Origin of the sequence: Desulfobaculum xiamenense, from assembly GCF_011927665.1 — a bacterium.
Taxonomy (GTDB): Bacteria; Desulfobacterota; Desulfovibrionia; order Desulfovibrionales; family Desulfovibrionaceae; genus Desulfobaculum; species Desulfobaculum xiamenense.
This window is the reverse complement of the sequence record NZ_JAATJA010000001.1, coordinates 1,499,948-1,523,495: the sequence shown is the minus strand read 5'-3', so window position 1 is coordinate 1,523,495 and position 23,548 is coordinate 1,499,948. Positions and strand designations below refer to the sequence as shown.

Annotated in this window: 17 protein-coding genes; 6 read left to right on the top strand and 11 right to left on the bottom strand. The window is 65.3% G+C overall.

Features of this window, described 5'->3' with window-relative positions; genetic code table 11:
* Positions 1–120: 120 nt before the first annotated feature.
* Positions 121–1,380 carry a glycosyltransferase gene (locus GGQ74_RS06930; RefSeq protein WP_167940765.1) on the top strand — a complete coding sequence of 420 codons (1,260 nt, stop codon included), beginning with the start codon at positions 121–123 and terminating at the stop codon, positions 1,378–1,380.
* A 35-nt stretch (positions 1,381–1,415) separates the two neighbouring features.
* Here GGQ74_RS06930 and GGQ74_RS06925 read toward each other — a convergent pair whose 3' ends face one another.
* From GGQ74_RS06925 to GGQ74_RS06910, 4 genes are all read right to left on the bottom strand, one after another.
* Positions 1,416–3,668 (bottom strand): methyl-accepting chemotaxis protein, encoded by a 2,253-nt coding sequence (locus GGQ74_RS06925; RefSeq protein ID WP_167940764.1) that lies wholly within the window; start codon positions 3,666–3,668, stop codon positions 1,416–1,418.
* A gap of 163 nt (positions 3,669–3,831) precedes the next feature.
* Entirely contained in the window at positions 3,832–4,857 is a 1,026-nt protein-coding gene (gene mltG / locus GGQ74_RS06920; RefSeq protein WP_167940763.1) for an endolytic transglycosylase MltG, read from the bottom strand.
* A complete protein-coding gene (gene ruvX, locus GGQ74_RS06915; RefSeq protein ID WP_167940762.1) occupies positions 4,854–5,273 on the bottom strand; it encodes a Holliday junction resolvase RuvX in 420 nt (139 codons plus the stop codon). Before ruvX ends, mltG begins: the two co-directional genes overlap by 4 nt.
* Before the next feature lie 11 nt (positions 5,274–5,284).
* Positions 5,285–8,854 (bottom strand): FAD-binding and (Fe-S)-binding domain-containing protein, encoded by a 3,570-nt coding sequence (locus GGQ74_RS06910; RefSeq protein WP_167940761.1) that lies wholly within the window; start codon positions 8,852–8,854, stop codon positions 5,285–5,287.
* Positions 8,855–9,040: 186 nt separating this feature from the next.
* Here GGQ74_RS06910 and GGQ74_RS16475 point away from each other — a divergent pair, with 186 nt between their 5' ends.
* The gene (locus tag GGQ74_RS16475; RefSeq protein ID WP_167940760.1) at positions 9,041–9,676 is read left to right on the top strand and encodes a CPBP family glutamic-type intramembrane protease; all 636 of its coding nucleotides are present in this window, start codon (positions 9,041–9,043) and stop codon (positions 9,674–9,676) included.
* A gap of 63 nt (positions 9,677–9,739) precedes the next feature.
* Here the strand turns inward: GGQ74_RS16475 and cysQ are convergent, their stop codons facing one another.
* From cysQ to GGQ74_RS06890, 3 genes are all read right to left on the bottom strand, one after another.
* Positions 9,740–10,519 carry a 3'(2'),5'-bisphosphate nucleotidase CysQ gene (cysQ, locus tag GGQ74_RS06900; protein WP_245168136.1) on the bottom strand — a complete coding sequence of 260 codons (780 nt, stop codon included), beginning with the start codon at positions 10,517–10,519 and terminating at the stop codon, positions 9,740–9,742.
* Between the two features lie 26 nt (positions 10,520–10,545).
* Entirely contained in the window at positions 10,546–11,022 is a 477-nt protein-coding gene (locus GGQ74_RS06895; RefSeq protein ID WP_167940759.1) for an acyl-CoA thioesterase, read from the bottom strand.
* Positions 11,023–11,113: 91 nt separating this feature from the next.
* The gene (locus GGQ74_RS06890; RefSeq protein WP_167940758.1) at positions 11,114–13,585 is read right to left on the bottom strand and encodes a PAS domain S-box protein; all 2,472 of its coding nucleotides are present in this window, start codon (positions 13,583–13,585) and stop codon (positions 11,114–11,116) included.
* 149 nt (positions 13,586–13,734) lie between these two features.
* Between GGQ74_RS06890 and GGQ74_RS06885 the strand changes: the two genes are divergently transcribed.
* Positions 13,735–14,322 (top strand): peptidylprolyl isomerase, encoded by a 588-nt coding sequence (locus GGQ74_RS06885; protein WP_167940757.1) that lies wholly within the window; start codon positions 13,735–13,737, stop codon positions 14,320–14,322.
* 94 nt (positions 14,323–14,416) lie between these two features.
* Here GGQ74_RS06885 and GGQ74_RS06880 read toward each other — a convergent pair whose 3' ends face one another.
* From GGQ74_RS06880 to GGQ74_RS06865, 4 genes are read right to left on the bottom strand one after another with little or no spacing between them, the layout of a single operon-like run.
* Positions 14,417–15,055, bottom strand: a complete 639-nt coding sequence (locus GGQ74_RS06880; RefSeq protein ID WP_167940756.1) for an ABC-type transport auxiliary lipoprotein family protein — start codon at positions 15,053–15,055, stop codon at positions 14,417–14,419.
* Positions 15,052–16,212: an MlaD family protein gene (locus GGQ74_RS06875; RefSeq protein WP_167940755.1), complete on the bottom strand. Its 1,161-nt coding sequence runs from the start codon at positions 16,210–16,212 to the stop codon at positions 15,052–15,054. The genes GGQ74_RS06880 and GGQ74_RS06875 overlap by 4 nt, the downstream gene beginning before the upstream one ends.
* Positions 16,209–16,973 carry an ABC transporter ATP-binding protein gene (locus GGQ74_RS06870; RefSeq protein ID WP_167940754.1) on the bottom strand — a complete coding sequence of 255 codons (765 nt, stop codon included), beginning with the start codon at positions 16,971–16,973 and terminating at the stop codon, positions 16,209–16,211. Before GGQ74_RS06870 ends, GGQ74_RS06875 begins: the two co-directional genes overlap by 4 nt.
* 1 nt (position 16,974) lies before the next feature.
* A complete protein-coding gene (locus GGQ74_RS06865) occupies positions 16,975–18,114 on the bottom strand; it encodes an ABC transporter permease (RefSeq protein WP_167940753.1) in 1,140 nt (379 codons plus the stop codon).
* Between the two features lie 243 nt (positions 18,115–18,357).
* Here GGQ74_RS06865 and GGQ74_RS06860 point away from each other — a divergent pair, with 243 nt between their 5' ends.
* The 3 genes from GGQ74_RS06860 (at position 18,358) to GGQ74_RS06850 (ending at position 23,510) form a co-directional block, all read left to right on the top strand.
* Positions 18,358–18,960, top strand: a complete 603-nt coding sequence (locus GGQ74_RS06860; protein WP_167940752.1) for a TetR/AcrR family transcriptional regulator — start codon at positions 18,358–18,360, stop codon at positions 18,958–18,960.
* Positions 18,961–19,032: 72 nt separating this feature from the next.
* Positions 19,033–20,394, top strand: a complete 1,362-nt coding sequence (locus tag GGQ74_RS06855; RefSeq protein WP_167940751.1) for an efflux RND transporter periplasmic adaptor subunit — start codon at positions 19,033–19,035, stop codon at positions 20,392–20,394.
* On the top strand, positions 20,391–23,510 hold the full coding sequence (locus GGQ74_RS06850; protein ID WP_167940750.1) for an efflux RND transporter permease subunit: 3,120 nt from the start codon (positions 20,391–20,393) through the stop codon (positions 23,508–23,510). Before GGQ74_RS06855 ends, GGQ74_RS06850 begins: the two co-directional genes overlap by 4 nt.
* Positions 23,511–23,548 lie beyond the last annotated feature (38 nt).

The window sequence follows — 23,548 nt, the reverse complement described above, 5'->3', positions numbered from 1 at the left end:
TTCCTCCGGTTTCCGCTTTTCCACGGCCCGCGTCCATATCGGACGCGGGCCGTTTGCGTTGTGGCGCGCGCGATTTCGTAGACGCTTTCGCAAGTGGTCGAAATGCCTTACGGTCGGCGCATGAATATCGCGCTCATTCTGCACGAGACCCCGGCCCGCCGTCTGGGCGGCGTGGAACTGTATGTGCTGTCCCTTGCGCGGCAGTTGACCGACGCCGGGCATGAGGTGACGTGCTGGTATCCGCGCCCGGAAGGCGGGGCGCTTGGCGCGGTGGAACGGTCCGTCGTGGACGGCGTGCCCTTTCATGGCGTGGCCGTGCCCGTGCGCCGGGACGTTGCCTCGCGCTTCCGGGACGACGAGGTGGGGGCCGCGCTGGTTTCCCTGCTGCGGGAGCGTGGCACGCAGGTGGCCCATTTCCATCACCTCATAGGGTTCACCGGCAGCGCGCTGGACCTGAGCGTTAGGGCCGGGATTGCGAGCCTCTTCACCGCGCATGACGCATGGGCCTACTGCAATCAGTGCCACCTTGTCCGGCACAACGGCCACGTCTGCACCGAGGTGCCCGTGGACGCCGCGACCTGTGCGCGGTGTCTGCTCGGTCGCGTGCCGGGGCTGGCGCGCATTGCGCCACTTGCGGTCATGACGCGGCTCATGGATTTGCGAAGCCGCTACCTGAGCGCCGTAATCGGGCGGGCAGACGTGGTGCTTGCGGCCTCGGAGTATACGCGGGGGCATCTGACCGGGGCGGGGGTTCCGGCAGAGCGCGTGCGGCTGTTCCCGCTGGGGGTGAGCGTGGACGGCGTTGAGACGGTGCGTGCGCGCCGCACCGGGCGTCGCGGTCCGTTGCGCGTGGGGTATCTGGGGCGGCTGACCTTCAAGAAGGGGCTTGATGTGCTGGTGGAGGCCTTTTCGCGACTCGCTCCGGGCGCGGCGACGCTGGACGTCCATGGGCACGCGGAGCAGGGCGCGTATTGCGAGCCGATTCTGCGGCGGATGATGGGGCTGCCCGGTGCGACCTACCGGGGAAACTACGGACCGCCCGATCTGGCGGGCATTCTGGCCCGGCTGGATGTGGTAGTCGTCCCCTCGCGCGAGGAGAGCTATTGCCTTGTCGCGCGCGAGGCCTTCGCCGCAGGCGTGCCGCTGGTGGCGTCGCGCCTGCCCGCCCTTGCCGACGTGCTCGACGACGGCGTGAACGCGCTGGTCGTTGCGCCAGGGGACGCAGGGGAACTGGCCGACGCCCTGTCGCGGTTGGCTGCGGACGAGGCCCTGTGCGCCAGCTTGAGCGCGAACGTCCCGAGCGTGCGCACAGTTGGCGACGACGCCCGGGACGTGGTGGATATGTATCGGACCATCCTGTCCGAACCCGACAGAATGTAGCAGGCGCGGCGGTCAGTGAGCGCCGCGCCCCGCGATCAGCTATTCTCGTCCTTGATCCTCTCGATGAGCCCGGCGAGATCCGCCGCCAGTTGCGCCAACTCCTGCAGGGCCTGCGTGGCCTGATCCATGCCGTCGGCGATGTTCCCCGCGATGGCGTTGATTTCGTCCACGACGCGGTTGATCTGCTCGCTGGCCGCGGATTGTTCCTCGCTGGCAGTGGCGATGTTGCGGACCTGATCCGCCGTGCCCTCGGAGAGGGACACGATGCTCGCCAGCGCTGTTCCCGATGAATCCGCCAGCCGAGTCGCCTCCTCCACCGTTTCCACCGCGTTGTCAACGTGCGCGGCGTTGGTGCGGGCTGAATGCTGGATGGCGCCGATGGAGTCGCCGACCTCCTTGGTGGCGGTCATGGTCTTTTCGGCGAGCTTGCGCACCTCGTCCGCGACGACGGCGAAGCCGCGCCCGGCGTCTCCGGCGCGGGCGGCCTCGATGGCGGCGTTCAGCGCCAGCAGATTGGTCTGGTCCGCGATGTCGGTGATGACGTTCATGATCTGGCCGATGGCTTCGGCCTGAACGCCGAGGGTGTCCATGTCCTTCTTGAGGGTTGAGGCCAGCTTGTGCACCGAGGTGATGGCCGAAACCGCCTGCGTGACGATGTCGCGCCCTTCCATGGCCTTGCGGCGGGTCTGGTCCGCGTTGTCGGCGGCGTTGCCTGCATTGCGGGCCACTTCGAGCACCGTGGCGTTCATCTGGTCCATGGCCGTTGCGGTTTCGCCGATGCGCTGCTTCTGGGTGGTGGTGCCTACGCGTATTTGCTCGGACTGCGAAGACAACTCCTCCGAGGCCGTGGTCACGCGTTCGACGATGGATTCCAGCGCTCGCGCGGCTTCGAGCATGCCGTCTCGTTTCGCCGTTTCCGCTTTGGCACGGGCTTCGTCGGCCTCCTGCTTGGCGATGCGGGCGCGCCCGGCCTCCTCTTCGGCCTCTTCGCTCTTGAGTTCGGCCTCGCGCATCTTGGCCTTGAGGCTGTCCACCATGGCTTCGATGGATTCCTTGAGCCGAAGCACCTCGCCACGGAATGTGCCGCTCATTGTCGCATCGAGGTCGCCTCGGGCCACATTGCCGGAATAGTCCACCACCGCGTCGATGGGCTTCTTGAGCCGCATGCGCATCAGCACGACGATGGCCGCCATCACGAAGGTGATGAAGGCCACGCCGAAGAGGCTTGCCTTGTTGAGCATGGCAGACACGGCGGCGTCGAAATCGTCGCGCTCGCGCACAATCTGCGCCTCGACTTCGTCCATGTACACGCCCATGCCGATCACCCAGCCCCACGGTCTGAACAGCTTCACGAAGGACAGCTTCGGGAAGTTCCCGGTCTGTCCGGGCTTGGGCCACTGGTAGTCGACGAAGCCTTCCCCGTCCTCCCGCACGGCATTCACGAATTCGACGAAGATGGCCTTGCCGGTGGGGTCCTTGATGTCGTCGACCTTCTTGCCGTCAAGCTCCGGCTTTTCGGGGTGCATGATCATGCGCGGTTCGAGGTTGTTGATCCAGAAGTAGTTGTTGTCGGCCAGCCGCATCCGCTTCACCTGTTCAAGGGCTTGTCGCTTGAGATCCTCGGTGAGGTCCTCGACCCACGCGCCGGTGCCGACGATCCAGCCGAGTTCCGGGACGAGCTTGACGTAGGAGACCTTGACCTTGGCCTCGGTCTCTCCGGGCTTGGCCCACATGTAGTCCACGGTCCCCTCGCCCGAAGCCTTGGCGACCTTGGACATCTCGGCGAAGAGGCGCTTGCCCTTCGGGTCCGTGGCGGTGCTCATGTCCTTGCCGTTGAGCTGTGGGCTTATGGGATGGGCGATCATGTGCGAGTCGGTGTCGGTGATCCAGAGGTAGTTGCCGTCGTCGTAGCGCATGCGGACGATGTGGGCCTTGAGCCGTTCGAGCAGTTCCGCACGAGGGAGGGAGTTCTTGTTGGCGTGGTATTCCTCGGTGAGCAGGCTGTGGGCGGTATCGACGATCTTGCGCAGTTCGCGGGCCTTGTCGCGTTTGAGTCCCTCGATGTCCATGGATTGGTCGTGGAAGCGATTGACTGTGGTGTAGGCGAGCTGCACGACGTCCTGCAGGCTGTACTGCTCCATCTGGTAGACGTTTTTGCGTGTGACGTTCGCCCGTTCGCGCGAAAGGCGGTGGATATCGAGTGTGAGGTACGTGTAGAAGAACAGCCCCTCGATGACGAGGGCGGCTGCCACGGCGATGATCATTTGGACCACGATGGACTTGCGCATGCGGGCCTCCATGACGGACGGTTTGCCCAAGCATAGCATGGTGGGGCGCATACGTATACCTGTTGTCGAAGAACGGTGCTGTCGTGTGGAGACCGTGCAATGCAAAACGCCCCGCATCGGCATGCCGATGCGGGGCGTGAATGGCGCGTGTGTTGGCCGATGATTAGGGATTGGCCATGCCAAGCTGGTACTGGCGCACGGCGCGGTTGTGCGCGTCGAGCGTGGCACTGAAGAAGTGGCTGCCGTCGCCCTTGGCCACGAAGAAGATGAAGTTGTTGGGTTCCGGATTCATGGCCGCTTCGAGGGATTGCAGCCCCGGCGAGCAGATGGGGCCGTAGGGCAGTCCGGGTAGCTTGTAGGTGTTGTAGGGGTTGGTCTCGTCGCGCAGGTGTTTGCGGGTGAGGTTGCCGTCGAAGGCAGTGCCGAGTCCGTAGATGACGGTGGGGTCGCACTGCATGAGCATGCCGATCTTGAGCCTGTTGGCGTAGACGCCAGCGATGCGCGGACGTTCGGAGGCGGTGCCCGTTTCCTTCTCCACCATGGAGGCCAGCGTCACGATGCGGCGCAGTTCCTCGGGAGAGGGCAGGCCATTGGGCCACAGGCGGTGTCCGGCGGCCTTCCAGAACATGGCCAGCATCGCACGGACGACGGGAGTGGCGTCGCCCCCGTGCGGGCGCGGGAAGTGGTAGGTCTCCGGATACAGGAAGCCCTCGGCGCTTTCGAAGGGAATGTGGTAGCGCTCGAGGATTTTTCGGTCGTGCACGGCGCGTTCGAAGCTCTCGAAGGAGCCGAGACCTGCGTGCTCGACGATGCGGCCGACCTGCCACCACGTGAGGCCCTCGGGAATGGACAGCCTGTGCAGGCGCACCCGGCCCGAGGTCAATTCCGCGAGCAGTCTGCGCGGCGTCCAGCCCGTGTTGAGGCTGAACTCGCCTGCCTTGATGGCACCGACCTTTCCGTCGTACCGGGCGAGCATCCGGAAGTGCTTCACGTTGGTGACGAGGTTTTCCCGCGCGAGCAGGCGGGCGACCTGATCGAAGCTCTGGCCCGGTTCGACGGTGAAGATCACTTCACGTCCGGGCGTTTCGGGGGCGGAGGAGAGGAAGGAGTGAACCTTCCATGCCGTCCAGCCTGCCATGGCGAGGGCCACGGCGGCCAGCACGGCGCAGGCGACGAGAGCCTTTCTCATGCGTTGCGGCGCTCCTGTGACAGATGGGATTCGAGGATGCGCACGGCGGCCTGCTGATCGAGCACCTTCTTGATCTTGCCGCGTTTCATGCCCGCCTCGATGAGATCTTCCTCGGCGGCGACGCTGGACAGCCGCTCGTCCACGAGGTGGATGGGCAGTGAGGTGCGCCGCGCGAGGCTGGCCTTGAAGTTGAGAACCTGCCTCGTGATCAGGGTCTCCTCCCCGTCCATGGACAGGGGGAGACCCAGCACGATGGCTTCGACACGTTCCTTTTCGAGGATGTCCGCCAGTTCGGCGAACAGTGCGTCACGCGTGGTGCGCACGATGGTCTTGTAGGGAAAGGCCATCATGCCCAGCCCGTCGGTGATGGCCAGGCCCACGCGTTTGAGTCCGAAGTCGATACCGAGAATGCGCATGCGTCGTTCCGTCAGTTCCGGTCGCCGGAGAGGTTGACGGGGCGCACGCCGGGGCGCGACCCCACGTTGCCGATGGCCGACAGGAGGTCCTTCTTCCACTTGGCTCCGCCGAGGCGCTCGGCGAGGTATTCCAGCGTGTGGATGACGGGACGGTTGTCCTTCATGGCGATGAGGCTCCTGCGGATACCCATGCGGCACGAGGGGCAGCCCACCACGATGGGGCGTTTCGCCGGGTAGTCGGCGAGGTCGAGCTTGAGGCGCTCCTGCTTCTCGGCGCGCAGCTTGTTGTAGAGTTCCGGGGTGGTCATGGCGCCCATGCCGGATTCGCCGCAGCAGCCCGGAGAGACGCGGACCTTGCAGCCCGAGAGGTCCGCCAGTGCGGCGGCGTAGCGTCCCGAGGCCTTGGTGGCGGGAACGCCGGACCACTCGGCGTGGCAGGCCGCGTGGTACAGGAGCGGCTCTTCGCAGGCGGGCGCGTTCTCGAACAGCTTCGGCGCGTTCTCCATGACGAACTGGGTCACGTCGCGATGGACCAGCGGCGTGGCGAAGGTTTCGAGGTGGTATTCCTTGAGGCCCTCGCGGCAGGTGCCGCAGGAGGTGAGCACGTGGCGCACCGTGAGGCCCGCACCGTTCGCCGCGCGCATCAGGTCCGAGAGGCGGTCGATGTTGCGCGAGCGGTTGGCGTTGAATTCTTCCTCGCATCCGGCGGTGATGAGCGGGTAGCCGCAGCACATGTGCTCCGGCGGCAGCACTACGGGGATGCCCGAGCGCAGCAGAATGTAGAGACCGGCCAGACCGATGGAGCTGGAGAACAGGCTCGCTCCGCAGCCGGGGAAGTAGAGCACCGCGTTGCCGTTGTCGTCGTCGCTCCGGGGCACGAAGAACGACCCGCGCGAGAGGTGCAGCGCGTCGTCGAGGTTTTTGAGGCCAAGCGCCGGTCCCTTGCCCTGGAACATGGGGTTCACGGCCTTCTCGCGCCACGAGGTGGGCAGAAGCGTGATGGAGCGGTTGGCCGCCGTCTGTCCGATGGCGGCCAGCTTGGCCGCGGCGGGCACGCGCTTCGCGGGATTGCCCACTAGGAAGTGCAGGACGCGCGTCTTGATCGGGTGGCCGCCCGCGCCCTTTTCTTCAAGGAAGGTGCGCATGTGCAGGGTGACTTCGGGCGTGTTGATCTTCACCGGGCACACGGCCATGCACTTGCCGCAGGCCGTGCAGTGGTCCACGAGCGTGCGCAGCTGGTCCATGAGCGAGCGGTCCGGCTCGCCGCCGATGACCTGCGAGTAGTAGATGGCCTCGATGAGTGCGCCGAGGCTGATGTTCTTGTTTCGCGGGTGGTGGATCAGCGAGCGGCTGGGCGTGTACATCGGGCAGACCTGCTTGCACTTGCCGCAGCGGGTGCAGGTCTGGATGTTGGTCAGCATGCTCATCAGGCGTTCCTTGTCGGCGAGGCCGGTGTTGGAGATGTCCTGAATGAGCTTGTTGAAGGAGAAGGTGTAGGTCGGCGCGGGCAGCTCGCGGGTGGTGAGCTTGCCGGGGTTCAGGATGTCCTTGGGGTCCACGCGGCGCTTGTACTCGGACAGGGCGCGGATGCGGTCCTCGGGCAGGAAGCCGATTTTGGTGATGCCGATGCCGTGCTCGCCGGACACCACGCCGCCCATGGCCATGACGGTGTCGGCCACCATGTGGATGGCTTCCTCGGCCAGCGCGAGCATCACCGGGTCGTTGGAGTTGACCGGGATGTTGACGTGGCAGTTGCCGTCGCCAGCGTGCATGTGGTTGGCGATGATGATGCGCGTCTTGCGCATGTTCTCGTGGACGGCGTCCAGCTCCTCGCCAAGGTCGGAGTAGCGGCTCTTGAGGTCGCGGAAGAAGTAGTAGGCCTGCACCTCCAGCTCCTGATCCGAGATCTCGCTGGTGCCGACGTCACCGTTGATGATCTTGGAGGCGAAGGTGAACTCCATGTTGATGAAGCGGTCCTCGATGCCGATGCCGGGCAGGCGTCCCACGTCCTGCAGGGCGGCGCGGTAGGCCTTGGCCATGTACAGGAGGTTCAGTCCCTCGATGAAGTCCGAGAACTCGGGAATGACACCGAGGGGGATGACGATGTCCTCGTTGATCTTGAAGCCCGAGGTCCGCTTGGAAATGGCGGACAGGCGGTGGCGGTCCTCCCAGAAGACTTCGGCCTCGCGCTCGTCGCGCGCGGCGAGGACGTCCACGTCGTCGTAGGGCTCCACGATGTCCACGATGCGCTTCACCGCGCCGTCGAGGGCCGTCTCGTCGTTGGAGTCGAGCTGGAGGATGAGCACGGAGATCGGCTCGCCCTCGTAGCGGGTGGACTTCTTCTTGTACTCGATGGCCTGCACGTACTTGGTGCCGAATTCCTCAAGGGCGGAAATCTTGACCAGATCGCCTTCCTTGCGGATGTCGTCGCGCAGGGCCACCACGTCGCGGATGACGTGCATGGCCGGGCGCATGGTGCGGCCGAAGAATTCGAGGCACAGCACGCGCGAGTGGGCAAGGCGCTCGTGGCAGGTGAAGCAGGCTTCGGTGATGATGCCGTCCACGCCTTCCTTCTGCACGCCGGGCAGGCCGCCGAGGAATTTGTTGGTGACGTCCTTGCCGAGGCCTTCGGCGCGCACGTCGGTTCCCGCGAGGGCCACGGTTTCCTTCAGCTCGCCGTGCTCGTTCAGGATTTCGAAGACGGCCGTCTCGTGCGGCATGATCTTGTGGCCGGGGTGGTCCTTGCGGCGCACCTCGATGAGTTCGCCCGAGGGCATGACCATGCGGTAGGAGAGGATGTTGTCGATGGTGGTGCCGTATTCGAAGGCGAAGGGGCCGCCGGAGTTCTCGGAGACGTTGCCGCCGATGGACGACGCGGACTTGGAGGCTGGGTCCACGGTGAACAGCATGTTGCTCTCGGCAGCGGCGCGGATGGCGTCGATGGTGATGATGCCGCTCTGACAGCACAGGGTCATGGCCTCGGGGTCGCGGTCCAGAACCTTGTTCAGGCGGGCGAGCCCCAGCACCACGCTACGCCTGCGCGCCGGGATGGCACCGCCGGTGAGGCCGGAGCCGCCGCCACGCGGGATGAGCGAGAAATTCATGGCCCCGGCGAGGCGCACCAGATCGCGCACCTGCGCCGTGGTCTCGGGCAGCGCCACGAACAGGGGCAGTTCCATGCGCAGGTCGGTGGCGTCGGTGGCGCATTCCACGCGCGAGTTGGGGCGGATGTCGATGGCCTCTTCGGGCAGGAACTGGCGGGCGCGGCGGATGACCTCTTCCTTGAACTTGAGGTCGTCCTTGAACTGGTTCCAGAAGCGGAACATGCCCGTGGCGAGCACGGAGGAGTATTCCTCGGAAAGGGCGAGCTTGGCGCGGCTGAAGGATGCCTGCGCGCTTTTCCAGACCATTTCCGGGTCGATGAAGGGGTTGTAGCGGATCAGGAAGAGTTCGGCGGCGAGGTCCAGTGCGGTTTCGCGCACCGCCTCTGGCCATCTCTTGAATTCCTTGTAATCGAGGCCCAGTACGCGGGGCACCAGGCGTTCCGGGGCTATGGAAATGTGGGGGCCTTTGTATGGCATGCGATACACCGTCGTTGGGGTTGTTTGTGGAGCCGAACAGTATAGGTGCGACGCTTTGGGTTGACAAGTCGCGTTTTGCGGTGTCCCCCCGGTGGGGAAGCGGCTTGTCGCGTCCCGCTGCGCTGTGGCATGATGGAAAGGATTGTTTGTCCGACTCCGCGCAACTGTCAACGCTGGGAGACATCCGTGTCCGGAAAGCCACGGGCGCTGGTCGTCATGTACGCGCTGGTCGTCATGCCATTTTTCCTGAACGATTTCGGGAACGTATTCGCGAGCGACTTTCGGATGTGGCTTCTTGCGGACTATGTTTTCGGAAAGATTCTTCCGGCGGGGCTTCTGCTCTGGCTGGCGGCGGGAAAGCTGGTGGCACCGGACGATTTGGGATTACGCCCCGTTGATGCGGGGTCCTTCGTCTTTTACGCGTTGCTGGCGAGTCTCGTGCTCATCCTTATGAGCACATGGGGCATGGACGCGTTGGACGTCGCATTGCCGCAGTGGCAGGCACAGAATGTCCATGGCTTGAGCGGTTCGTCCCTGCGTAACGTGGATATGTGGGTGGGGCTGTTCGTGGTGTCCATCGTGGAGGAGATCGTGTTCCGCGGGCTGGCATGGACAGCACTGTCGTCCGTCCTTGGCACGTCGGGCTGGGCGGTGGCCGCGTCGGCCGTCGTCTACGGGCTGTCGCACTGGTCGCTCGGCCCGGCCGAGGTGTGCGGCGGCATCATCACCGGGGCCGCGCTGACGCTGTGCATGTGGCGCACGGATAGCGTCTACCCGCTGATCGCGGCGCAGTTCCTCATGAATGTCTTGTACATTCCCTGAGCTTGATGACGCGGCGAAAGGGCGGAGATGAACGGCGCATTGCCGTCCATCTCCGCCCTTTCGTCATTTCCATGCGGCGAAGAATCCGCCGTTGGCGAGGTCTTCCTTGTTGTAGGGGAAGTCGCCGCCGTCCGGCGCGGTGAAGCTGCCGCCCGCACCGAGGATCAGCGCGTGCCCGGCTGCCGTGTCCCATTCCCAGGTCACGTTGAAGCGCGGGTAGAGGTGTGCCGTGCCCTCGGCCAGCAGGCAGAACTTGACGGCTCCGCCAGCGTCGATGCGGCGCGTCACGCCGTTTCGCGCGGCGAAGGCCTCGGTCTCGGGCGCGGGGTGCGAGCGGCTGGCCAGAAGCACCGGGCCGCCCGGTCCGGGGGCTGCTGTGGCGATGGGCTGCGCCTCGCCGCCGTCGTGCCTGCGGAAGGCCCCGAGGTGCGGGCCGCCCCAGTAGGTCACGCCGCGCACCGGAATGCGCACGATGCCGAGCACGGGGCTGCGGCCCTCGACGAGGGCGATGTTGACGGTGAATTCACCGTTGCGCTTCACGAATTCCTTGGTGCCGTCGAGGGGATCGAGCAGGAAGAAGCGTTGCCAGCGGCTGCGCTCGGCGATGGGCAGGTGGATGCCCTCCTCGGAGAGCAGCGGGATATCCGGGTACAGTTCGCCGAGGCGTTTCGAGACGAAGACGTGCGAGGCGCGGTCGGCGCGGGTGATGGGCGAGTCGTCGGGCTTGAGCTCGACCTCGAAGCCTTCCTCGTAGATGTCGAGGATGATGCGTCCCGCCTCCTCGGCGGTGGCGCACAGGGCGTCCGCCATGGCGGCGAGGGCGTTTGCGTTCGTGGTGTTCATGGGATGCTTCCGATGGAGCGGGGCGGTTAGCCCCGGTGTTTCTTGCGCTCGCCAAGGCGGACCTTGCGGCGCTGTTCGGCCTCGTCCCTGCGGCGCAGGTCCTCGGCGGTTTCGGAGATGAGCGCTGGCGCGGTCATGGGCTTTCCGTTCTCGTCTAGTGCCACGTAGGTCAGATAGGCCGAGACGGCATGCCGCAGCTCGCCGGTGTGGATGTTTTCCGTTTCCACCCGTACCCCGACCTCCATGGACGAGGAGCCCACGAGGTTCAGGCTGGCCCGCACATGGACGAGGTCGCCCACGAAGACGGGGGTGAGGAAATCGAGCCTGTCGATGCTGGCGGTGACGACGTTGCCCCGGACGTGGCGCATGGCGACCACTCCACCGGTCGTGTCGATGAGCTTCATGACCACGCCGCCGTGGACGTTGCCCGCGGGGTTGGCGTCCTGCGGGAGCATGAGCTGGGACATGGAGATGCGGCTTTCGCGTACGGTCTTGCCGGGCATGGAACCTCCCCGAGTGCTGGAGTGCGGTGCGGAACATCCGCAATCCGCCGACGATACACGAGAATCGACCGGTTTGCCATGGGGAAGGTGCTCAGGTGCACACGGGGGCGGGGGCGTCGGCCCACAGCGGCAGGCGGACCGTGACGGTGGTTCCGCGTTCATCCGACGTGTCGAGCCCTATGCAGCCGTTGTGGGCGCGGGCGATGAGCAGGGCAGAATAGGTGCCAAGCCCCGTACCGCCGGACTTGCCGGAGGTGGCCAGCTTCTCGAAGAACCTGTCGCGGATGTCCTCCGGCACGGCTCCGGCGTTGTGGATGGCGATGGAGCCGTTTGAGTCGTCGATGTATATTTCGACGTTCGAGCCTTCCGGTGCGGCTTCCACCGCGTTTTTCAACAGATTGAGGAGCATGGAGTACAGGAGCAGTTCCTCGCCGAAGACGGTGTAGGGCGCATCCTGCGGCATGCCGCCCAGACGATGGGTCACAACATTCAGTTGGCGGGCGGTGCTCACCGGCGTGAGGTCGGCGACGATGCGCGCGATGAGCCGCGTGGCATCGACTGGTTCGCGCTTGAGCTGGTAGGTGCCGCGTTCCATCTTGTAGATGTCCATGGAGCGGTTGATCATGTCCAGCATGCGGTAGCCGGACTTTTCCAGTTCGTCCACCAGTCGCAACTGGGGCGGGGTGAGGTTGCCGTCCTCGCGCAAGAGCTGCGGGACGTAGATGAGGTTATGCAGCGGATTCTTGAGGTCGTGGCGCATGATCTGCTCCACATCCTCGCGCAGTTGCTCCAGCTTGTGGCGTTCGGTGACGTCGTCGACGATCCAGATTACGCCGCGTGAAAGGTTCGACGTGTCGAGGGTCTTGCCCGTGAATTCCGCGCGGAAGATGGTGCCGTCCTTGCGGCGCATGTCGTATTCCGCGTGGACTGTTTCCCCTCTTGTGAGCTTGTCGATGAACATTTGCGCGAAGCGGGAGTAGCTCTCGTCCGAGACATGGATCATCCGCGAGGATTGGCCCTTCAGTTCATCCTCCGTATATCCGAACATTTCGCAGAAGCGGTCGTTGGTCATGGCCATGAGTCTGTCGCTGCGGGTGAGGAGCACGCCAACCATGGAGTTGTCGAAGATCGCCTCGAAATCCGCCAGCGCCTCGTGGATGCGCTGTTCCTGCCGCTTGCGCTCTGTGATGTCGCGAAACCAGAAGATTCTGCCACGGTAGCGTCCCGAGGCGTCACGAAGTCCACGGGACCGGCGTTCGATGATGCGTCCGTCGCGTAGGGGAATTTCGGTGCCGGTCTCCTCCTCGTCCGGGTGTTCGCACAGCCACATGAAGTGTTCGCGGATCGCACCGGGGTCGAAGACGAGACGGTCGGCCTTGGCGAAGGCGCGTTCCATGTGTTCGATGCGCATGTCTTCAGGCTCCACGCCCCACATGTCGAGGAACTGGTGGTTGAAGGACGTGGGAATCATGTGCTGGTTCTGGACGAGGATGCCGTCTGGAGAGGTGTCCTGCTGGGCGCGCAGCACGAGGTTCTGGTAGCCGACACGCTGGGCTTCGAGACGGCGCAGGAAGGCTACGCCCGCGCTGACGAAGGCCAGACCGAGTAGCGCTATGAAGGCCGTGCGCTGGAGGCGTAGGTACGAGAAGCCGCTACTGACGTCGCTGGTGAGCGCCGACAAGCCGATGATGAGGCGGCGGTTGCCGAGGAAGGCTGTCTCCCATGCCAGCAGACGTCCGGGAGATCCATCGTCCGGCAGTTCCACGGCGTTTCCCGCGACGCTGTCGAGGACGGTGGTCTGGAGTTTGGCGGGGATAGGGCCATTGGCGAATTCGGGATCAAGCAGGCTGCGTCCGAGGATGGGGCGCTGGTTGTTGAACAGGAATCGCCCATGCGAGTCCACCAGAAAGACTTCGCCGTGTTTCTGAAGCCGCAGGGGAGAAATGTAGCTGTGGATCACCGTGTCGATGTTTGCGGCCGCGGCGAGGACGCCGCACAGGGTGTTGCCGTCTTGCACGGGCACGAGCAGGGCGGCGAAGCGGTTCGTCGCGGTGATGTGGAAGTCTGGCACGAGGATGGTCGCGTCGGGCCGTGCGAGTTCGTTCCATGATTCCTCGACCCAGCGCAGGGTTTCGCGCTCGGCGGCGATGGCGCGCTGCGACGCGGCCACGGAGAGGAAGCGGGCCGCTTCCGGCGTCGGGTAGTATCCGAGCAGGAGCAGTTCCGGGAAGCTTGCCCGAAGCGGCTCGAACATCGCGATGAAGGTCTCTTCGGGTTGCGAGCCGGAGAGCACCGCTGGGATGGTGTGCTGCGCGATGTGACGGACCGATGCGCACAGCGAGCGGAAGCGCTCCTCCATGGCGCGGCGGGCGAGTTGCGTCGTCGTGGCCTGCTGGTGGTTGAAGATGGCCTCGTATTCCGATGCGGCGTGGTGGTCCACCGTGTAGGCGAGTGTGGTGAAGGCGGCGAGCACGCAGACAATGCCGATGCCGTAGAAGGCCATGGTGACGCGTTTTTTGCGCGTGGCACGCTTGAGTGGCGATATGGGCAGTTTTTGGACCATATCTTGGAATACAGGAAAATGTCGTCAGCGGGAAGATGCGGGGTGCGTGTCGAGGGCGTCTCGACACCTTTGACATGCCCGGCCCGCTCCCGTACGCACAGGGGGCGGACGCGAATTCGAACCAACGAGATCAACGAAGGAGCAACAGAATGAAGGCTTTGCGCATCCTCATGGCCGCCGTGGCCCTGACCATCCTCTGCGCGGGAGCGGCTTTCGCCGGAAAACCGGGTGCCGGTCCCGTGATCGTCATGGAGACGAACATGGGCACCATTATGCTCATGCTGGACGAGAAGAAGGCCCCGGTCAGCGTGGCGAACTTCCTCGCCTACGTGGACGAGGGCTTTTACGACGGCACCATATTCCATCGCGTCATCGATGGATTCATGATTCAGGGCGGTGGGTTCGATGCCACCATGGCACAGAAGGCCACCCATGCCCCCATCGCCAATGAGGCCGCCAACGGACTGGACAACGACCGGGGCACCATCGCCATGGCCCGCACCATGGACGTGGACAGCGCCACCAGCCAGTTCTTCATCAATACCGTGGACAACGCCTTCCTGAACCACAAGGACGGCTCGTCGCGCGGCTTCGGCTACGCCGTGTTCGGCCGGGTCATCCGGGGCATGGACGTGGTGGACAAGATTTCCGGCGTGGTCACCGGACGCAGCTCCGGCATGCAGGACGTGCCCCGCGAGCAGGTGATCATCACCCGCGCGTATCGCCACGAGGGTTGATGCGGCGAGCGCCTGCAAAGCGCGAGAGATTCGAAGGCCCCGGTCAGCATGATGCCGATCGGGGCCTTTTTCGTTTTTTACGAAGGGCGGGACGTCAGGGCTGCGGGAGTGTCGCGATGTCCGCCGCGAGGCGGGCGAGAATGGACGACACCGCCCGCTCCATGGCCTTGGCGTAGGCCTGCGCCGTGCGCGCGCCAAAGGGCATGCGTTCGGCATAGGTCCGCGTCAGGACGATATCGTAGTCCGTGTCGCTGTCTTTGAGCAGGAAGAACTGCATTTCCAACACCGCGGCGGGGTCTCTCCCCTCGCGGAAGTCGCCGTGCATGGTCACGGCGGTGGTTTCGAGGACGTAGTCCGGACGCAGGACGCTGGCCTCGGGCGAGACGCTCGCGAACAGCGCGGCGGCGCCCATGGCGTCGCGCAGGGCCTGCGTCAGCATGTCCGCCGGTGCGACGAGGAACTGGTCGTAGTAGTCGATGGAGTAGGTGGTCTCCCCGGTGCGGAAGATGAGTTCGCGTCCGGCGAAGCCCGGCGAGACCACGGCGCGGCGCACCTTGAGCACGCCGGGGCGAGCGGTTGCGGCGGGCTGGGGGAGTTCCGGGCGCAGGACGTAGTGGCGGATTTCCGGTGCGGGCTTGGACAGCCCCGTGGAACAGCCCGCGAGGAAAAGTGTCAGGAGCATGCAGCACAACAGCGCGGAAGCCTTGTGCGCGGAGAGTGGCGAATGTGTCACGGCATGGTCTCCGGGGTGATGCGTTTGGGCGGTGCGCCGAGGATGAGGCGCGAGGGGTTCTGGCGCGCGTCGCCGGTGATGGCGCTCAGGTTGTCCATGACCTTGCGTGCGTCCTGCAGAATGGCGCGGATGGTGGCGGATTCGCTGTCCGTGAGGTCGCTCACCGTGCGCAGCGTGCGTTCGAGCTGCACCGTGGAGCGGCGGATGTCGCGGGTGGCGGCGCGGATGTCGTCGAGCACCTGCGGCACGTTCTCCACGGACTGTTCGAGCTTGGGATTGCTGAACAGCGAGTTGATGCCCGCGCTGGCGTGTTCGAGGTTCGCAGTGACGTTTCTCGCCTGCTGGAAGGTGGCCACGAAGTTCTCTTCGGAGCTTTGGACCATGCGCCGCGCACCGGCAAGGGTCGCCGCCGCATCGGGGATGAGCGCGTCGAGACGCTTGTCCGCCAGCAGGACGTTCACGCGGCGGAAGCCGTCGCGCAGTTCCACGAGGTTTTCGCGGACCAGTTCGCCGATGGTGGCGACGTCCTCCTCGTCGAGTCCCGCGTTCACCTTGTCGAGGATTTCCGCGAGGCTGTTGCCCATGCGGCGGAAGTCGATGCTTTCGAATTCCTTGAGGCCCTGACCGATGGAGCCGAGCGCCGCTTCGAGGCGGCTCATGGTGCTTGGCGCGGAGGGAATGTAGGGGTGGGTCGGCTCCCACGTGATGGGCAGGGGCGGATTCTGCTGGGGCGGGAAGAAGTCCAGCTCCACGAAGGCAACACCGGTGAGGCCCTGCGTGGTCAGGCGTGCCCGCAGGCCGCTTTCCACGGGCTTGCGCAGGAAGAGCGTCTCGCGCGAGGCCTTCTGGCCGAAGAAGCTGGTGGCCAGGTCGCGATCGAGGGCCATGTCCACCAGCACGTAGCGTCCGAGCTCCTCGGCGTTGTCGTAGCGCGCCCAAACGAAGCTGATGTCCTCCACGGTGCCGACCTTGACTCCGCGAAACTTCACTGCGCCGCCCACATCGAGACCCTGCACCGATTCGTCGATGTAGGTCTCCACCGTGAGGGTGTCCTTGAAGAGTTCGCCGACGCCGAGGTAGATGATGGTGGCGGCCAGCAGGCCGACACCGGCGAGAATGAATGCGCCCAGCCGGAAATGGTGACTCGTGGTGCTCATCGTGACTCGTTTTCCGCTTCGCGGTTGAAGAACTGGCGGACCCACGGATTATCCGAATGGTCGCGCAGGTCGGCGGGGCGTCCCTCGGCCACGATGCCCCGCGTACGTTTGTCCAGCATTATCACCCGGTCCGCGATGGTGTAAATGCTTGGCAATTCGTGCGTGACGACCACGAAGGTCATGCCGAGGCCGTCGCGCAGGTCGAGGATCAGTCGGTCCAGCCCGGCCGAGGTCACGGGGTCCAGCCCGGCCGATGGTTCGTCGAGAAAGAGGATGGACGGGTCCAGCGCCATGGCCCGCGCTAGCGCCGCGCGCTTGCGCATGCCGCCCGATAGTTCCGAGGGCATGTGCTCCTCGAAGCCGGAAAGGCCCACCAGCGATAGCTTCATGCGCGCCATGAGGTTCATGGCCGCGTCCGGCAGGTCGGTGAATTCCTCCAGCGGCAGGCGTATGTTCTCCAGAAGCGTCATGGAGCCGAAGAGCGCGCCGGACTGGTAGGTCACCCCGAAGCGGCGCAGGATGGCCCTGCGTTGCGGACCCGTGGCGGAGACGATGTCGTCCCCGCCGATGAGCACCTGCCCCGAAAGCGGCGGACGCAGGCCGATCACGTGTTTGAGTAGCGTGGACTTGCCGCAGCCGGAGCCGCCGAGCACCACGAAGACCTCGCCGGGGCGCACGTCGAAACTGACGTCGTCGAGGATGACGGTGTCGCCGTACCCGGCCGTGAGGTGGTCCACCCGGATGATCGTGTTGTCGCCCATATCAGATTCCAAGTGCATAGTAGATGGTGGCGAGAATGCCGTCCGACACGGCGATGAGCACCAGTCCGCTGACCACGCTCGATGTCGTGGATTCGCCCACGGCGCTTGCGCCGGTGCCGGTCTCCAGTCCGCGCAGGCAGCCCACTCCGGCCACGAGCACGCTGAACACCAGCGCCTTGAACAGGCCTCCCATCACGTCGCCGACAGTGACGTTGGACAGGGCGCGCGTGGCGTAGACGACGAACGGATACCCGAAGCCGGTCACCACCACCGCGCCGCCGAGCAGTGCGAAAAGGTTGAAGAATATCGTGAGAAATGGCGTGACGGTCATGGCCGCCAGCACGCGGGGGACCATGAGGAACTGCACGGGGTCGAGGCCCATGGTGCGCAGCGCGTCTACCTCCTCGTTGACGGTCATGGTCCCGATTTCGGCGGCGAAGGCCGAGCCGGAGCGACCGGCCAGCAGGATGGCCGTGACCAGCGGTCCCAACTCGCGCAACATGGATAGCCCCAGCAGGTTGGCCACGTAGATGTCCGCGCCGAAGCGGCGCATGGGCACCGCGGACTGGAAGGCAGTGATGAGCCCCATGAGGAAGCCGATGAGCGCGATGATGGGCAGCGCGTTCACGCCTGCCGTTTCGCAGGTTCGCAGGTAGTCGCGCCAGCGCACGGTGCCAGGTCGGAAGAGCGAGTGCCACAGCGCCCGAGCGCTTTCGCCCACGAAGGCCACCAGCGCGTACATGTCGCGCCCGATAGCGCTGGCCTCCCGGCCGATCTGCGTGATGAGTCCCTTTTCTGGGGCCGGACGCGCCTTGGGCGAAAAGTCCCCGCCCGTCAGCAGTTCCACGAGGTGCGCACGCTCCTCCGACAGGCCGCGCAGTTCGGCAGTCGTCCCGCGCGACGCCGCGACGGCCCGCAGTTCCGCCACGAGGGCGGCTCCTGACCCGTCGAGGAAGGTGACGTGCGTCATGTCCACTGTGAGAGGCGTGGCGCTCGCCGCGCGGGCGATACGCAGGGCCTCGCTCCAGACGGCGGCCGTTCCTGCGGCGTCGAGACGGCCGGACAGGGCGAGTCCGCCCTCGTGCAGGGCTGAAACCGTCGCCGTTGGGGCGGCGCGATGTGTGGTGCGCTCGGTCTTCATGATTGGGTAATATAAACGTAACCCCGCGCATCCGCAATATTTCCCGCAGGAGGGTCGGCTGGCGGCGCGGCGGGGACCGGGGCGACCGCTCCGGTTTCCATATCATGTATGGAATGAGGCTTTACAACGCCCGTGGTCTGTCGATTTTCAGGATGTCGTCGATATTCGGAAACGCGATTGACGAACTCCGGTTTCCGTGTGACAAGAAACTTGAGAAACCACAAAAGTTTCCGGAGTGCAGAAATGAACGATCAGGCGACACGGGAGCGCATCCTTGAGGTCGCGGGCGAGAAGTTCCAGCGCCACGGCCTGCGCCGGGTGACCATGGACGACATCGCCCGCGAGATGCGCATGAGCAAGAAGACGCTCTATAAGTATTTTGGCGGCAAGGAGGAACTGGTGCGCGAACACGTGGAGCGCACCCTGTGGGCGCGTCTGGACGAGGTGTTCCACGCCATGGAGGACGGGGAGAGCGTGCGCGGTTGCTTCGGCAATGTCTACCGCTGCATCCTGCGGATGTCCTCGGCGGTGACGCGCGTGTTCATGGTCGATCTCAAGGCGGAGTATCCCCAACTGTGGGAGCGCATTCACATCCGCCGTTCGCAGGGGCTTCGCAGATATGCGCAGCTCATCGCCCGTGGTGTGGCGCGCGGAGAGGTCCGCTCCCAGATAGACCCGGACATCGCCACCGAGATCATCCAGTGCGTCATCAATACCTATATGGTGCCCGAAACCTTCGAGCGCGGCGTCGATCCCGGCGATATGGCCCGAACATGGTTTACGATGTTGACCAGTGGGCTGTTTATCGAGCCGCTCGATCTGGCGGGCATCGACTCCAAGGATTAGACCATTTGTCGAAACGCGTTTGCGCGGGAGCGTCGGGCGCGTGGTGCACCGTTTCAGGAATGGAGAACGGTCATGCAATTCTCTCGCAGAATGTTGGCCCTGCCCGTGGCGGCACTCGGCATCGTGCTGTTCGTCGCGCTGGTGAGGACGAAGTCCGGTCCCAAGCGGCTGGATGTGGACGAACGCGCTCGTGCCGTGCGGGTGATCACCGCGCCGGAGGTGGCCCTCGTGCCGCGTGTCGTTGGCTATGGCAGCGTGCGGCCAGCGCAGGTGTGGGAGGCCGTGGCCGAGGTGGGCGGGCGCGTCGTGGAGATGCATCCGAGCCTCAAGCGCGGGGCCATCCTGCCCGCCGGAGCGGTGCTTCTGCGCATCGACCAGACCGAATACCGACTGAAAGTGGCCGCCGCCGAGGCCGAGGTGCAGAGCGCGCTGGCCCGGCTGCGCGAGCTTGAGCAGAAGAAGATCAACACCGAGCGGCTGTTCGCCGTGGAGAGCGAATCCCTGACCCTTGGCGAGGCCGAGTTGCAGCGCCGCCAGCGGCTCTTGGAGACCGGAACCATCTCCCGCTCCGAGTATGATCGCGAGGAGCGCAGTTGGCTGGCCCAGCGAAACGCGGTGCAGGGTTACCGCAGCACGCTTGATCTCATCCCCGCCGAACGCCGCCAGTTGTCCGCCGCCCTCGACGCGGCGCGCTCCCGCCTGGAGGATGCGCGGCTCGATCTCGGGCGGACGGTCATCACCGCGCCCTTCGAGTGCCGCATCGGCGAGGTGGGCGTGGAACTGTCGCAGTATGCAAAGGTCGGGCAGACCGTGGCCGTTGCCGATTCCATCGGGGCCTCGGAAGTGTCGGCGCAGGTGCCCATCGCCGCGTTTCTGCGTCTGGTGCGCCCCGGACCCGTGCCCCTCGTGCGTAACGGCGACATCGACATGGACGACATCCGCCGTGCCATCGGCGTGGACGGCGTGGTGCGCTTGAATCTTCCCTCCGGCCCCGTGGAGTGGAAGGCCCGGCTGTCGCGCCTGTCCGATTCCATCGACCCGAAGACCCGCACCGTTGGCGTCATCGTCGTCGTGGACGATAGTTATTTCTCCGCTCGTCCGGGCGAGCGTCCGCCGTTGGTCAAGAACATGTATTGCGAGGTTGAGTTGCGTGGGCGTCCGCATTCGGCGACCGTGGTGCTGCCGCGCTCCGCCGTGCGCGAGGGGCGGGTGCGGGTGGTTGGCGCGGATTTACGCCTTGAAACGCGTGAGGTGGCGGTGGATGCCGTGCAGGGGGATCTGGTGGCCCTGCGTTCCGGTGTGCAGCCGGGCGAGCGTGTGGTGGCCACGGACGTGATACCGGCCATAGAGGGCATGCTGCTCGAACCCGTGGATGACGCGGAGCTGCTGGCCCACGTCATCCGAGAGGCTTCCGGGGGGGCGGGCACGCCATGAGGTGGCTTAACGCGGTCATAGCCTTCTTCGCGGAGCATCCCACGGCGGCGAATCTGCTGATGGGCATCTTCCTGTTCATGGGGGCGCTCACGGTTTCGGATCTGCGCCGTGAGACGTTTCCCGATTTCACCGCGCCCGAGGTGGAGGTGAGCGTGGTCTACCCCGGAGCCACGGCCGAAGAGGTGGAAAATGCCATTTGCCAACGCGTGGAGGACGCCGTTGATGGCGTGACCGGCGTGTACGAGGTGCGCAGCGAGGCACGCGAAGGTCTGGGCCGCGTGGTGGTGGAAATGGTGGAAGGCGGCGACATGCCGCAGTTCATCGACGACGTGCGTACCGAGGTGGAGGCCATCGACGACTTTCCCGACGAGGCGGAGGACCCGGTCATCAAGCAGCTCGGGCGTACGGACCCCGTGGTGTCCGTGGCCGTCACCGGGCCGATGCCGGTTTCCGATCTCAAGCTCTACTGCGAGGACCTGAAGGACCGCATGCAGCTTTTGCCGCAGGTCTCGCAGATCGACATCCTCGGCTTCTCCGATCATCAGTTGCGCATATCCATTCCCGCAGCCGTACTCATGCAGCATGGGCTGTCGGCGGACGACGTGGCGCGGCGCATCGCCGCCCGCAGCGTGGACCTGCCCGCCGGAAGCGTCGAGACGCGCGACGCCGACGTCCTGGTCCGCTTCGGGGACGAGCGCCGCGGCGTGCGCGAACTGGAGGACCTGACCATCTTCTCCGGTGCCACGGGTGCGGAACTGCGCCTTGGCGACATCGCCCGCATCACGGACACCTTCGAGCTGGACGAGCAGAAGATCGTCTTCGACGGCATGCGCGCCGGGATGCTCCAGATCAACAAGACCAAGGGCGAGGACGCGCTGCGCATCATGGACGCCGTGTCATCGTTTTTGGAACGCGAGCGGCTCGCCGCGCCGCCCACGGTGCATTTCACCCTCACGCGAAACGTCTCGAAGATCGTGCGCGATCGGTTGCAGATGCTGGTGATCAACGGCTTCGAGGGTCTCGCCCTCGTGTTCCTGACCATGTGGCTCTTCTTCGCCTTCCGCTTCTCGTTCTGGGTGTCCATGGGGCTTCCCGTGTCCTTCCTCGGGGCGGCCTTCGCGCTGGACGGGCTAGGGCTGTCGCTGAACATGATCTCCATGGTAGGCCTGCTCATGGCCACCGGTCTGCTCATGGACGACGCCATCGTCATCGCCGAGAACGTGGCCGCGCACATGGCGGCGGGCAAGTCCGCGCGGCTGGCGGCCGTGGACGGAACGGCGGAGGTGGTGCGCGGCGTGTTCTCGTCCTTCGCGACCACGGTGCTCATCTTCGGGACCATCGCGCTGCTCATCCGGGGCGACATCGGCAAGGTGCTGTGGGTCATGCCGGTGGTGCTCATCATCACTCTCGGTGTGAGCCTCGTGGAAGCCTTCTTCATCCTGCCGCACCATCTGGCGCATTCTCTGTGCGGGCACGAGCACGACACGCGCTCGCGCTTTCGCGAGGGCTTCGACGCGCTGTTTGTCCGTCTGCGCGAGGAGGGCCTTGGCCGCGCCGTGGATTGGGCCGTGCGCTGGCGCTATGCGTGGGTGGCGGCGGTGTTTGCGACGTTTTTGCTTTCCATAGGGATGATCGCCGGAGGGCGGCTCAAGGTGCGGGCCTTTCCCGAGATAGACGGCGACGTGCTCGAAGCCCGCGTGCTTATGCCGCAGGGAACACCGCTGGCGCAGACCGAGGCCGTGGCCGGGCGCGTGGAGCAGGCGCTTTCGCGCGTCAACGACGCCCTGCGTGATCGACAGCCCGATGGGCGCGACCTCGTCGAGCACGTGAACGTCCAGTATTCCGTCAACAACGACTCCGGCGAACAGGGACCGCACCTCGTCACGGTGAGCGCGGACCTGCTCTCCGCCGAGGAGCGCGACGGAACCATCGACGAGATTTCGGAGCTGTGGCGCGGGGAGGTCGGCACCGTGCCCGATGCCGTGTCCATCACCTACAAGGAACCAGCCCTCGGTCCCGGCGGCATGGCCATCGACATCCGGCTTCAGGGACCGGACCTGCATCGCCTGTCGCAGGCCTCGAACGAACTGCTCGGTTGGCTTGGCGGCTATGACGGCGTGTTGGACCTCATGGGCGACCTGCGGCCGGGCAAGCCGGAAATCCGCGTGCGCCTGCGCGAGGGGGCGCTGGCTCTGGGCATCGACGCGGCAACCGTGGCTCGGCAGTTGCGGGCGGCCTTTCATGGCCTCGACGCCGCAGAGGTGCAGGCCGGAGCGGAAAGCTACGCGATCAACGTCCAGTTCCCGGCTGGCGATCAGGATAGCCTGGCCGACCTCGACGGGTTCCATGTTACCGCCGCCGACGGCACGCAGGTGCCGCTGTCGGTGGTGGCCACGCTTGAGGAGGGCAGGGGCTTCGCGCGCATCGCGCGGGTGGACGGGGTGCGCACGGTCACCATCCGGGGCGATGTGGATCTGCGCCGGGCCAACGCCCGCGAGGTTGTGGCCGACACGGGGGAGCACTTCATGCCTGGGCTGCTGGAACGCTATCCCGAAATCGGTCTGAGCCTCGAAGGACAGGCGCGGGAGACGAAGCGTACCGGCGGCTCGCTCCTGCGCGCGCTCGGTATCGGCGTCTTCGGCATATTCGTGCTGCTGTCGTTCCAGTTCCGCAGCTACATTGAGCCGGTGGTGGTCATTTCGGCCATCCCGCTGGCCTTCATCGGCGTGGTGTGGGGGCATCTGCTCATGGGGCAGGAGTTGGCCATGCCGAGCATCATGGGCTTCGTGTCGCTGGCGGGCGTGGTGGTCAACGATTCCATCCTGCTGGTGGAATTCATCAAGATACGCATGGCGGATGGTCAGCGTGCCTCCGAGGCCGCGCGGGTCGCCAGCCGGGGGCGGTTCCGCGCCGTGGTGCTGACCTCCATGACCACCATCATGGGCCTTGTGCCGCTACTCCTCGAACGGAGCCTTCAGGCGCAGATTCTCATTCCGCTGTGCATCAGCATCGTGTTCGGGCTGTTGGCGTCCACGGTGCTCGTGCTGCTCGTAGTGCCCGCGCTGTACGCCATTCTCGCCGATCTCGGGCTGACGAACGGCGACTCTCCGCCCTGAGTCGGTCCCTTTGCTCCCGGCGGCAAGTGGTGCTACAA